This window comes from Solibacillus cecembensis (assembly GCF_050272495.1).
GTDB lineage: Bacteria > Bacillota > Bacilli > Bacillales_A > Planococcaceae > Solibacillus > Solibacillus cecembensis.
The window spans coordinates 132,576-145,488 of the sequence record NZ_JBNNMF010000001.1; the positions used below are offsets into that span (position 1 = coordinate 132,576).

The 12,913-nt window shown below is 37.2% G+C and carries 13 protein-coding genes; all 13 read right to left on the reverse strand.

Features of this window, described 5'->3' with window-relative positions; all coding sequences use genetic code 11:
* The 13 genes from ACQKIH_RS00670 to ACQKIH_RS00730 all read right to left on the reverse strand — a co-directional run bounded on the left by ACQKIH_RS00670 (position 1) and on the right by ACQKIH_RS00730 (position 12,896).
* Positions 1 to 270, reverse strand: coding sequence for a hypothetical protein (locus tag ACQKIH_RS00670; RefSeq protein WP_427762858.1), 270 nt, complete (start codon positions 268 to 270; stop codon positions 1 to 3).
* Positions 271 to 572: 302 nt separating this feature from the next.
* Positions 573 to 764 (reverse strand): hypothetical protein, encoded by a 192-nt coding sequence (locus tag ACQKIH_RS00675; protein ID WP_427762859.1) that lies wholly within the window; start codon positions 762 to 764, stop codon positions 573 to 575.
* A 242-nt stretch (positions 765 to 1,006) separates the two neighbouring features.
* On the reverse strand, positions 1,007 to 1,258 hold the full coding sequence (locus ACQKIH_RS00680; RefSeq protein WP_427762861.1) for a hypothetical protein: 252 nt from the start codon (positions 1,256 to 1,258) through the stop codon (positions 1,007 to 1,009).
* 244 nt (positions 1,259 to 1,502) lie between these two features.
* Entirely contained in the window at positions 1,503 to 2,198 is a 696-nt protein-coding gene (locus tag ACQKIH_RS00685; RefSeq protein WP_427762862.1) for an N-acetylmuramoyl-L-alanine amidase, read from the reverse strand.
* Positions 2,198 to 2,590, reverse strand: a complete 393-nt coding sequence (locus tag ACQKIH_RS00690) for a phage holin family protein (RefSeq protein WP_427762864.1) — start codon at positions 2,588 to 2,590, stop codon at positions 2,198 to 2,200. The genes ACQKIH_RS00685 and ACQKIH_RS00690 overlap by 1 nt, the downstream gene beginning before the upstream one ends.
* 89 nt (positions 2,591 to 2,679) lie before the next feature.
* Entirely contained in the window at positions 2,680 to 3,180 is a 501-nt protein-coding gene (locus ACQKIH_RS00695) for a hypothetical protein (RefSeq protein ID WP_427762866.1), read from the reverse strand.
* A 90-nt stretch (positions 3,181 to 3,270) separates the two neighbouring features.
* Entirely contained in the window at positions 3,271 to 4,419 is a 1,149-nt protein-coding gene (locus ACQKIH_RS00700; protein WP_427762868.1) for a siphovirus ReqiPepy6 Gp37-like family protein, read from the reverse strand.
* Positions 4,420 to 4,606: 187 nt separating this feature from the next.
* Complete coding sequence (locus ACQKIH_RS00705) at positions 4,607 to 5,032, reverse strand: ester cyclase (RefSeq protein WP_427762869.1); 426 nt, start codon at positions 5,030 to 5,032, stop codon at positions 4,607 to 4,609.
* A gap of 125 nt (positions 5,033 to 5,157) precedes the next feature.
* Positions 5,158 to 5,322 (reverse strand): hypothetical protein, encoded by a 165-nt coding sequence (locus ACQKIH_RS00710; protein WP_427762871.1) that lies wholly within the window; start codon positions 5,320 to 5,322, stop codon positions 5,158 to 5,160.
* Complete coding sequence (locus ACQKIH_RS00715) at positions 5,322 to 5,603, reverse strand: hypothetical protein (RefSeq protein ID WP_427762873.1); 282 nt, start codon at positions 5,601 to 5,603, stop codon at positions 5,322 to 5,324. The genes ACQKIH_RS00710 and ACQKIH_RS00715 overlap by 1 nt, the downstream gene beginning before the upstream one ends.
* Positions 5,604 to 5,616: 13 nt before the next feature.
* On the reverse strand, positions 5,617 to 7,182 hold the full coding sequence (locus ACQKIH_RS00720; RefSeq protein WP_427762874.1) for a pyocin knob domain-containing protein: 1,566 nt from the start codon (positions 7,180 to 7,182) through the stop codon (positions 5,617 to 5,619).
* Positions 7,183 to 7,215: 33 nt separating this feature from the next.
* On the reverse strand, positions 7,216 to 8,076 hold the full coding sequence (locus ACQKIH_RS00725) for a phage tail family protein (RefSeq protein ID WP_427762875.1): 861 nt from the start codon (positions 8,074 to 8,076) through the stop codon (positions 7,216 to 7,218).
* Positions 8,073 to 12,896 carry a phage tail tape measure protein gene (locus tag ACQKIH_RS00730; RefSeq protein WP_427762877.1) on the reverse strand — a complete coding sequence of 1,608 codons (4,824 nt, stop codon included), beginning with the start codon at positions 12,894 to 12,896 and terminating at the stop codon, positions 8,073 to 8,075. The genes ACQKIH_RS00725 and ACQKIH_RS00730 overlap by 4 nt, the downstream gene beginning before the upstream one ends.
* Positions 12,897 to 12,913 lie beyond the last annotated feature (17 nt).

The window sequence follows — 12,913 nt, forward strand, 5'->3', positions numbered from 1 at the left end:
TTAGTTACCTCCCATTATTCCTCTTAATTTTAGTAATTGATTAATTACGACGTCTAAACTTTCAATTTTGTTGAAAACTAATGCTATCGGAGCCTCATCAACCTTCATCTTTTCGTTACTACCTATCTCCACATGTTGACCTATACGTGATTTCTCTACTTCTACAAATTGCATTACACTTGGATTCGTCTTGCCTTTACACCCAATTTTAATTGCTATATCACCTGTTCCAAATATCACTTGTAAGTTATTGTTGTTTACTATTGGCACGATGAAATTCCCCTTTACCTAATCTACACAAGAACATCTGTTTGTATACATATTAGAACAGATGTTTGTATTTTGGCAAGAAAAAATTTATGGAAATAAAAAAAGACCGCCATAAATTATGACGGTCCACCAACTAAGGGATAGCTGAATGAAAAGTTAAAGCGTTTTTATAAATAAATATTATTAACATCAGATTCTAAGTGTATAATTTATCTGCGCAAAAACTTGCGCTAATACACGCCCAATTTTCATTTTTTTACCACCCCCTTCCCTTTTCATTCTGAGTATTTATATATTTTCCGTTACAATTTTTTATTTCCATTATCCCAACTAGTGTAAAGTGTAAATACAATACCTAGAATAAATAAAACAGTTGTACCAATATTATCTTTGTTAATGGAAATATCAAATTTCACTTCAATCATTTGTACATAAACACCCAGAAAAATAATTAAACCTGCAAAAATCAAATCACGCTTTAAATCCCTTTTCATTATACATATCTCCTATCCCGTTGTTGGCTTTTCTGGCTGGTAACCATTAACCAACTTCATATGGAGATTATGTAACCTAAATGATACATAGCAATACCAACTACAAATCAGTTAATAGGTTGCCAGTTATATACCAATTTATAGCATTTTTTACTTTTTGTAAAACTATTACTCTATTAAAATAAACCAAGCCCAGGCTCAAAATTAATTGAGTACATGGGCTTTTTATCTTTACCTATAATTTAAAGTAATTGTAAGTTTTTTAATTGTTCTTTATAATCCCAATTTTTCGGTTTCTTGTATTCGTTAAACCATTCATAGTTGTTATCAATCCAACTATTTCTAAACTCTTCAAATGATTTACCTTCACTCATATCATCAAAACCGAATTGAAAACCACAACAACCACATATTTCAAAAGACGGATTAGAAAATTTACTATACGGTGGATCTGTTAACTCATCAAATCCGCAAACAGGACATATATTTCTCATCTTTAAAACCTCATTTCTCTCTTTCTTATATCTACATTTACATTTACACTTACCGACTAGTCAGATTCTATTATTGTACCGTGCCATCTTGAAAATTATGTTATTTTTGCGAGTAAAATATTATCCTATCATTGGTAATACATCCATTACAATATTTATTTACACCATTTATTTGGTTATTGGGATTACGTTAACAGATAAAAAAAGACCAAGACGGCAATTAAGCTATCTTGGTCTTTGAAAATTATTTAACTTTACGCTCAATATAAATCAATGCATATTCTAATAACTTTTCCGTTGAATACTTATCAACGTCAGTATGCGGTGAAGTAAATACTTCATCTGCAACTGCTTTACGGATTAGATCACGCGCTTTGTCATCCACAGTTAATGTTGTGGATGGCTTCAACGTTTTACCTGCCGCTTTTGCTAATTGTTCAGCAATCGCTTGGCATATCTTTTCAAAATCACGCTTGTACAATGCGACGTCTACAGAATCATTTACAAAGCAAACTTCAATTAAATAACACGGTTTATTCGTACCTTTCAGCAATCCTAAATCTGTACGGATTTTTGCACCTCGACTTTTTAAACCCGATGCATTACTAATTGCGCTTGTAATGCTTGCAGCAGTATCGGCATTTTTATCGCTATATACTAACGTTTCTACTCCGATGCCCCTACTGTGTGTGCTAGCCGATGAATTAAAATGGATAGATACATCAATGTCACGACTTGATTTATTATGCTGCGCAATGAGCCAATTAATATTAGCTGATTGCGATTTACTCACATTGTCCTCGATGTAATTTGTGATAATATCCGCTGCACGTAAAATGGACATTACTCGTTTTGCTACTTTAATTGCTTCGGTTACTTCATCGATAATACCACTAGCTCCGGTAAATGGACCGTAATGTCCTGGAGAAATTGTAATCATTATTTATCACCTCTACGCATGAGTCCTTTGAAAAACTCAATAAATGGGTCCATACTTTTATCATCGTCAGTTAATTTAAAATGATTCAAAATGGAATTAATTTCGCTGAATAAATAGCCGCCGTACAATACATATAGCGCACTAACTCCTAATGGTTCTGGCATTAATAATGCTACTGGAATCGCGTAAACCAATACGATAAATAATATTAATTTACGAGCAATACCGAAAATGGCTTTTGCGCTACTAAATTTTACTTTCGGATTAAATTTAGCGTTTAACCAACCGATTGTAAAATCAATCATGTTGGCACTTAAAATCAACGCTAAAATGTAAATTAATTTTGTGCTATCTGATTCTAAAAATTGTTGTAAGTATTCTAACATATCCATGTACCTCATCCTTTATATTTTATTTTTGCATAATAAAAGCCCTCCACAATGATTACGTGGAAGGCTTTCTCAGTTAGTACTGACGTGATTTATATCAATTGCTCAAAGTCATTAATGAATTTTTCTACTTCATTAATATACAAACCTGCTAAATCGATAAGAGTTTTATCCCTATATTCAGGTCTATCATATTGTCCTTCGAAAATGTGAAAATATTCATTTATCGGCGAAGCGTTACTTTCTTCTTTAACTTCTTCTAATGCATCTGCATCGCTTTCATAGGTTGTTATCGTAATGACTCCTACTAAATCGCTTTGTCCTGCATTTGAAGTTTTTACAGGTTTTGCATGTATATTCTCATTTCTTAAATTTGTAAATACATCCTTGTATTTAAGATTAGAAATTAATGAATTATATGCTTGTTTTTTATGGTCATATGCGTATTGCGTGACACTTCTAATACTTGTTAAAAACGAACTAAACGCATATGTGAATTCTTGCTTTGTACCCGAAGTTTGGGAAATTTCCATGTTTTTTAAATAGTATTTTGCTTCATCTAGCTTTTCTTTCATATCACTTATAATAGTCATTGTCTTAACCTCCCTTATTTTAATAATCATATGCTCTTTATATTGAAAAAACATTAATAACTTTTTGATATTAAAAAAACATTAAAACAATTACCGTCTAACCTCACCGCTAATCTGACTAAGCTCCTGTTTAATCTTCTGTATCAACGTAGGTCGATTATTCCCAAATGTAGCCTCAATTTTAAATCCACCCGTTTCATGAATTTCCTTTATATCCGTAATACGAGCATCCATTGTTACGCCCCAATCCTTATTTTGAATTGTGACAACATCCCCTAAATCATAATCACGTTGATATACAAAAGGACTATTCGTTAATATCTGACCTTCTAAATATTCTTCTTGCAACAACTCATTCAAATTTTGTTGCCCACGATCAGTTAATGCCTGTATTACTTTCTCGACTGGAATCGGTTGTTCGTCATCATCAGTTTCAGCAACATCCCTAGCATCTATGAATATTTCATGGCGATTAATAGCTGAATGATTACCGACCTCAATTACGCGACGTTCTACCCCTTCACCCTGCCCAGCAACGATTGCAACATTTTTATAATTGAGCTCACTTTGTGTGTACTGCAATGATTTCAGCGATTCAAATTGTGGCGAGAAAATAACAGGTGCATTAACCGATTGACTAGCTACTAAATTACGTCCTTCCATCACATCAAATACCCACTTTTTATTACCGATATCAAGCGCTACATCCCAGCCTAATCCACTGGTTAATGATAATGTAGACATTTCTTCTGCCGCATTTTTAAAGCGAGAAGCATACGTCATGTGGACGCCACGTTGTAAATCGGGTGCAATCACTAGTTGTGGTATTTTACGTCTGCCATCCACAGGATTGATTAGGTGACTGTTAACGTAGTGCTTCATTACCGTTTCGGCGCTACCACTTTTATTATCATGTAACGTATGCAATGGTGGTATTGTAATACGCTGGGCAACGATTGATTTTAATGCATAACCTTTCACTAGCCAATTTTCCGTAATCTTACCGTTTTCATCAAGTTCGATTTCTCTATGCTTAATAATAAAAACCTTATTCAAGTCAGTGCCGACTAAAATAAGGTTATCTTTTAATAATGTATCTGCGTATTTTTGGTATCGATTAATGCGTAATTCAATGGCGCCGATACCATGCCATGAACGATTAAAAAACATGGACTCGTAGTTGTCGATTTCACCGAGAATGTCCATGCTTAAAGATAATATTCGGATTGGTTTTTTCAATGTATCACCTCAATCTGTGGAAGGCTAAATGATATTAATTTGATATTTTGAATAACGCTAGTTACTACGCATTTTAAGACGAATGCTCAACAAAAAAGCCAACAAATTGTTGACTTAATTTGTTTAACTAAATCCCCCATTTGTTCAAGAAGAGTTTGTTATCCTAATACTTTGCAATATTAAATAGCTATTTAATATGTTTATTTAACTCTAATTGTTTTTGAACTCCTGATCTATCAATCTGAATCCAATACTCGGAAATTTTTTCATCTTCTACCCTATATACGGCACTTGTCATTTGAGTTATTGGAAGTCCTGTAGGTTGATATCCATCGACTACTCCTACGTGTGTACCTACTTGTTTCCAGCGGACATATACTTTATGTCCTTGTACCAATAATTCTTGAATTTCTAAAGTATAATTACCATAGGCTTCAATCATTTCTCTTACGTGTTCAGCATAATCTTTAGGCGTCCTTAAGACTGTTTGTTCTTCCTCTGAAGCAATTTGATGAGCCAATACTTGTTCGGACATTAATTGATCTGAGTAGTCTGGATTTTTACCTGATCGTACTTCTTCAAAGAATTTTCTGATTATTTGTTCTGGTGTCATTTGAACACCTCCATATTTATTTGATACTTATTCTACCAGAATTAATTCTATTATTGCTATTCAACTAAACTGATCCGTTAGTTCAATAAGAAAATTAATGTTACTAAACATTCTGGGACGATTGCTTAAATACCTTCTGTGGCATTTAGGATGTAATTTTCCACAGCCAAACGGTAATCTGGATTCGTAATGTCATCAATAACATACACTAGTTCCGTTTTTGGATTTAAACCACCCTTCATAATTCTTTCCGCTGCGATACGTACAACCACTTTATTTACGTTTGTCATTATAAAATTCCTCCAGTTTCATTTTCAATTTTTACTAATAGCTCATCTTCAATTTCACGAATGTATTTTTGTCCATCTTTTTCAAACGTTTTTAACTTTGGCTTTCCATCCTCTACACCAATAATTAAAGTGTTAGTGTAATCGACTGCACCAAACGGAATATCTATAAACCCTATTTCGTCCACATCCGGTCTTTCTTCTTCCGCGCCGGATAATTCCCCTGTTTGGAATATAACTGTATTGTCGCTCTTTTTATAATAAACTCGATTTCCAATGTCCAAAATATCACCCCTATTATTTGATTGCTTCATAGCTGAAATTTGTTACATGGTTATTGTTACCTACGAAAAATGTAATGTCATTGCCGTTCCTCGTTGTGTCGGTGGTCCAATTCTGCCACCCACCACCCAACCCCCTATTTACCGAATAAGCACTCGCGTACACATTCCAAAACGCGTTATATACTATGTGTCCATCGAAAGCGTCAAATTTTACCGTGACAGCCTTCGGCGCAAATGGTAAACCTGTAATAGCAAAAATAGATTTATCACCACTGGCATAAGACCTACCCGTACCCGATACGGCGTTTTTTGTTTCTATTCTTAAAATCCCATCCGAAATTTCCGCAAAAGTCGGATTAACAGGAACCGATACTCCTTTTTGGGCGAGGGCGTTCCTGTTACTTGCTTTCCCCTCACTTACAGATGTGAAAAGTTTACTAAATGAAACATCTACCCAAGGTCCCCAAGTACCACCATTACAACTACGTTCATACGTTGGACGGCTAGGATCTGTGAATTGTATGAGTCGTTGCACTATATATATCTCATTGTGTGCGATTACTTCGCCCATAAACCATGTACCATTTACGACACCATGTGGATTGTTTAATGTATTAGTACCCATATACATGCCGTTTTGTTTAGCATTATTCCAATCGGTTATTACTGAACAATATTCGGGAAATCTTAAATATGTGTTATATGCACTGTTCCAAGATTTTATAGTGCCCTCGTTAAAAGTAGCCTGTTTCCACGGTGACCATGTTTTTAGACCGTCATCATATCGCCTTGTATATTTTATATCACCGACTGCCGTGGTAAATTCTTGAATCGCATATGACGGACCGGGCATATAGTATATTAAAATTCCCCATGATTCCGGCGGCGCATTGTGCGCACCGGCAACATTTCCGACAGTGTAAGCCGTATTTTTGACTAGCGTGTCGAAATTTGCACTAGGACCGCTTAGGAATACATTAGAATTGGCATTGAATAATTTATTCCATAAATCCTGTTTGGCTTGAGTAACGTGTACTTTATCATCTTCCAAATGCTTAGCAAGTGCATTGTCATCATAAGATGGTAAAATGTTAGAACCCGCCCACGGACATATGATATTTGTACCACGTTCGTCTGTGACAGCATTTGCGGCAATAAACGTTTGACCACCAACTACTCGTACTTGTGCTAATGATATTTCGTAAACATTCGTTGTCTGTGTCAATTGTGGTGGGACAGGATTAGGGTTAGATACTCCTTTTTTAATAAACGAAAGCACATGCATTTTATCCGTATTCAAATCCATTCTAATTACAATGCGGTCAATACGACTTTTACCAAGCGTTTCTGTATCATGCGTCCACTCTTTAAAGTCGTCATTTTCATAATATCGACCAAGAATAAAAGCAATTCCCGTATCGATTCGTGTAATCATATTAGAATTGTTTGCAGTTACAAGTAATTGATTGCCGACACCTTTCATAACCCCTGTCGTTATCAATGCCTTGAAATAATCGGTAAAATCTTGCGCATCATATTCATTGGTGTAATTGCCAAATTTATCTTCTACCGAATCCATAAATCTATATTTTTCAGCCATACTTTCACATCCTTATACACTCAAATATTTATGCTTGTACTCCACATATACTTCGGGTTTTCCACCTTCTGCGACAAAGCTAAATTTGGTTTCGCCTACGTCTAATGAAAAAAACGTTGAATTCAAATCAATGTAATGGAACGCATTTTCTACGACTCCATCAGGCGCTATAATTTCGACTCGTTTATTACCGAAAGACGTATCAAGTACTAATTTATAGCCCGGTGGAATTGTTCGATTAACACGGATAAATTCACCCGTTGTAACGTTTGTTATTTTTGGATTAACTGCTGCACCTCTAAATTCAACGACGATTGGCGTTGGTACATCACCTTTGTTTAGCAAAATTCTTGAATCACCACGGGTTGCGAATCTTACCGGAAATCTAAATTTAAAACGGAAATTACCGACAAAATCTTCTAATTTATAATTTTCACTGTTGATGTCCTCAAAAAATACCGATGGGCACAATAAATTTATTACAGTCCTTTGGAATCTTAATCCATGATTTTCCTTACCTACAGGCTGAACAATACTTTCAACTGTCGTTTTGATTTCGCGAACCGTTGCACCTTTGGAATAAATCAATTTACCTGGACCTAACTTCGGATTGAATACAGTTGTAAGCGATTGCTTTAATTCTTCTAATTCATCTGCGGAGGACGAATGAATATTTACGTTCAACGCCATCGGTCTCACTTCTAATTCGCTATCTATATAAGTAGCGCCATCCTGATAAGGAGCCTTTTGCGTTTGTACAGTAGCCGTAATATTCCCTTTGCCATCCACAGATTGAAGTAAAAAAGGGCGCCTATTTGATAAATCAATAGACTGCCCTCGCGTATTTATAAATGTTACTTTTTCCGTTATCATGCCATACCCCATTCCATAGCTTGTTGGCGTTGTACTTGTGCGTTTCGTCGAGCAATTTCTGATGGTGATGGTTTTTCGCCGTATACATGGATATGTGTTTCGCCACCATGATACGTTCGGGATCTATTAACAGATGAAGATGTTAAATTATTAAAACTGCCACCGTCCTCCACAGATGAAGCTAACCGTTGTGCAGCACCCGCAACTTTATTCACCGAATCATCCATACCTTGAATTAAGCCTTGTCCGATGTTAACACCAAAACCACGCATTACACGGCTTGGACTATGAATATCTAAGGCTGATTGAATGGTACGCTTGATACTATCAGCTATCTGTTTAGCTTTTGCTTGTAATGCACCTTCTTGACTAGCTAGTCCATTTAATAAACCTTGCCCAGCATCACGACCGACTTTTTCGAGCGATGATAATTCGGTGGACGTTGTTTTTGTAAGTGACTTAATTTTCGCATCCCATTCTTTTTGCAACATATCTAATTGTTTGTTAGCACCATCACGCAAACCTTTAATTTGCTTTTCGGTATCGTCTTTCATACCAACTAGCTCTTTTTCGGCTTGCTCCCTTGCTAACTTAGATTTTTTGGAGTAAAGATTGCTATACTCCGTTAATTGCGTGTCAGTCATGCTGTTTAGTGCAATTAATTGCGGAAGTGCATTGGGACCCATTTCTTTTAATTCCGCAAGCAAACCTTTATTAATCGCTTTATCTGATAACATATCAATTTGACGTTGCCATTCCTCAAATGCTAACACTTGTGAACTGAGGTTCGACATGAGTTCTTCGCCTGTAGCACCAATTTCGAATTTAAATTCGTCAAAAATCCCTTTGAAGTTAACTAAAGAAGTAGCGCGTTTGTCTACCGCATCTTCATAAGCTTTATTAAGTGCTTCTTCACTTTTAACTAAGTCTTCATTTACTTTTGTAATTTGATCAGAGTATTCTTTATTAGTTGCAGTCAACTCTTTGTTAATGGCTTGCACAGCTGTTTGATATGATTTCTGCGCTTCAATACGCTCTTTTGTGCCTTCTTCAAATAGAGTTGAGGTTCTTTCCCAAATAGCTGCTTCTTCAGTCAATGACAACTCTTCCAGTGATTTCTTATCAGTTATATATTGCTTAATGCTTTCTAAATCCTCTTTATTGATAGCGTCGATTGATTTTTTGTAATTCTTTTGGGCTTCTACACGTTCTTTTGTGCCTGCAGCAAATTGCTCTGTTGCTAATTTCCAAATTTCAGCCTCGTCAGATATGCTTAATTGCTCTAACGATTTTTTATCATCAACATACAACTTAATAGCATCGTAACGTTCTTTTTGCGCCTTCTTCATTTTATCCGTGGAAGATTTGTCTACTTTATCTTCGATAGCCTGAGTTTTCTTAGCAGCATCTTCAATAAGTCGTTGCATTTTTAGATTTTCATCAGTTGTAAGTTTTCTTTTTGCCGTAGCAGCAGTACGCTTAATCTTAGCCAAATCTTCACCTAGACGTTTTTCAATCTTACCGATATCAGCGTTTGATTTTTCGATGAATTTCTTTTCTTCATCGCTATATTTTTTAGTAACATCAATTAAACCCTTCGCTACATCCGCCATTGCATTAGCGACGCGATCTTTTTTTTCTTCAACGCCAATCGCTAAACCTTCACCCGTATCTTTACCAATTGCTATCATGACACGCGACGGTGATTTTCGTTGAAGGACATTTGAAACGGAGTCGATAACCGATTGCCCTAAATCCCTTGTAGCTTTAGCGACATCATCGATTTTTCCGTTTATACCATTAATCAACCCTTGTACGATGTCACGACCTACTTGCAGCAAATCGATTGAGGCTAAATAATCGTATGCCTTATTCCAACCTTTAGATATTGCGTCAGCGGTCTCATTCATTTTAATTCCGACATTTTTGCCCATTGCTTGAAAACTTTTGTCGACCTTATCCGCCTTTTTATCGATCCATGAGGAAGCATCTTTGTAAGCTTGGGTCCAGTCACTTTTAATGTTACCGCCTAATTCTTTCATATGAGAGGAGACATCTCGCTTCATGACTTCCCACTTTGATTTAATCTCGCCTGTTTCCCAATCGACTTGTTTTACATGTTCTCCCGCTTGTGCCTTAGCTTCAGAAACAATTTCAGTATGCATTTCTTCCGCATATTTAATTGTTGTATCACGTGATTTTTTAGCTTCGGCAATCATCTTTTCCGCTTGTTCTGTTGTAATATCGCCTGTTTCATCACGCATACGAGTGATATGAGCAATGGATTCTTCGTACTGTTTATTCGCTTCATCGATTACTTTTTCTTTCTGTTCGACCGCATTCTTCACAACTTCCGCTGCCTGTTGAGCGCTAATTTCACTTGCGTCAGCTTTCATTTTTTCGAGGATAACTTTTTGCTCAACTTCATTTTCAGAAAGAACACGAACAGCATCTTCTTTCATTTGTTGATTAATATTATTAATAACTTCGCGTTCTTGGTCAGTTAAAGCTCGTTTTTCTTCTGTTGCAGTAGCCATAATTTCTGCAACTATTTGATTTTTCGCGGCTAATATTTCAATTTCCGTATCATGCGTTTGCTGACGCTTTTCTAATATTTTCGCTTCTTCATCAGAAGTTAAAGCAGAAGAATTTAAAAAATAATTGCTAAGGCTATCCATTTGCTCTTGATGCTTAACGTTAGCGCCCTCCACAATTTGAGAGTACATCGCATCAAATTTAGACGTCATTTCCGTAGCCATTTCGTCGGTAATAGTTGTGGAGGTCAAATGTAATTGACTTAACGATTGACCTACATCGTTAGAAATGTTGGTGAATCCTTCGACGGCTTTTATAGTCGATTCGGACACCCTGTTTGACCAATCCTCAACCTGTATAGACGATTCACCTAAATCTTGTGATAACGCGTAAACGCCCACGCCTAATGCACCCACTGCCGCTACCGTTAATCCAATGGGACCTGATGCAAATGCCAAAGCGGTACCGAGCAGTCCAACACCTGAACTTGCTCCGGCTAATCCTGCAATTAGCGGTGCTGATGCAGTTACAATTCCGCCAATGCCAGTAACAAACATACCTAAAACCGCTACTGCTGGACCTGCAACCGCGACAATACCGCCTATCGCTAACGTGGCTCCTTGTGCTTTAGGCGATAGGTCCGCAAACCATCCTGTAACATCTTCAACGGCTGTTGCTATTTTAGGTAGCCAATCTTCAGCTAAATCAAGCATTATCTTTCCAGCAGGTTCCAATGATGATGCAGCACTACGCGTTAAGTTATCCCAACGTTGCCCAAAAGTTTGTTCTTGAACTTCTGTCAATTTCCCCATCGTGCCTGCGACATCTGTTAAACCTTCGCTCATTCCAATAAGCGAGAACATTGCTTTTTCTTCTAGGTCTTCCCATTTCGTTCCGAATAGCGCTACACCTAATTGTGCTCGTTCCGCAGGACTTTCTAATGCTTGTAATTTTTTGAGGATAGTATCCATGGCTTCTGAACCGCGAATCGCTCCACTATCAATACCTTCAGTAAATTCGTGATAGTCGCCCATCACCATTTGAAGAACTGTGCTTGTATCGGCTGCTGATTTACCGCCTTTTTGAAGGTTTTTAATCATTTCATCTGCTGTTTCAGCGCTTACCTTTTGCGTTAATTGCATATATTCGTCTGTTGCTTTACCGTTTTGTTGTAAAGCGTAAGTGAAATCATCGATGCCTTCTGGTGCAAATAAGACAGCTAGCGCATCGGAAACGCCGTCACTACCATCCTTAATTCGTATACCAAACTCCTTTACAACATCATTAAGGTAATCTAAATTGTATACTCCGGCTTGTGCACCTTTTGATAATAGAGAAAAGTATTCATCCGCTTCGAAACCTAATGTGCTAAACAATCCAGAATACTCGGCTACGTTATCAAATAATTCATTCGAAAAGTTTAATCCGCTTTGTGCGCCATTAGATAATTGATCAAATGCTTCTTCGGATGTAATACCAAAGTTGACCATTAAGTTATTAGCGGCTCGTGTTACCTCATTAACATCCGAATCAAAAGATTTCGCTAATGCTAATGCGTTTTTAGTTACACCTTCAATTTCGCTACCGTCGATTTCCTTCATGTTTTGTTTGACACGTACAAGCGCACTCGTCACTTCATCTAATGACTCACCAAATCCAGCCTTCCATACATTACGTGCAGTGCCTTCGAGTTCTTTAGCCGCTTCTGCTGTAACTCCTAATTCCGCTTGCATACGCGCTTGCGCCGTATCAAATTGAGCCGCTACTGCAAGTGCACCTGTTCCTAATGCGAGTAAAGGAACCGAAACAGATGCCGTCATAGTGCCGCCAAGGTCCTTCATTTTGCCGCCTGTTTTAGATACATTTTCGCCAAGCTCCGTGACTGCTTGCCCGGCTCTCCTAGATACATCTTGTAACTCGTTAAGTTCTGTTGATACTTGATCTAATTCTGTCTGAAATCTGTTATATTGCGCTTGTGCTCGGTTAACTGCCGCCGCCTGTCGTTCAAGTGCTGCTTCACTTGCGTTTCCACTGGCAACCATTTCATCATATTTCTGACGCTGTTCTTGCAATTTAATAGATGATGCAGTTAATGACCGTTGTAAGATATCCTGTTTCTGCGATAAGCCTTCCACAGATTGACCATACTCGGTCCCTTGCGCACGTACAGCTTGTAATTCGCCACCCATCGCGCGTAAATTACGGTCAACTTGCGAAATGGTACCGTTAAAGTTATTCGCATCCATTGATAGACTGACTGCTAATGAGCCTATTTCTGCTGCCATAAATTCTCACCTCCTTT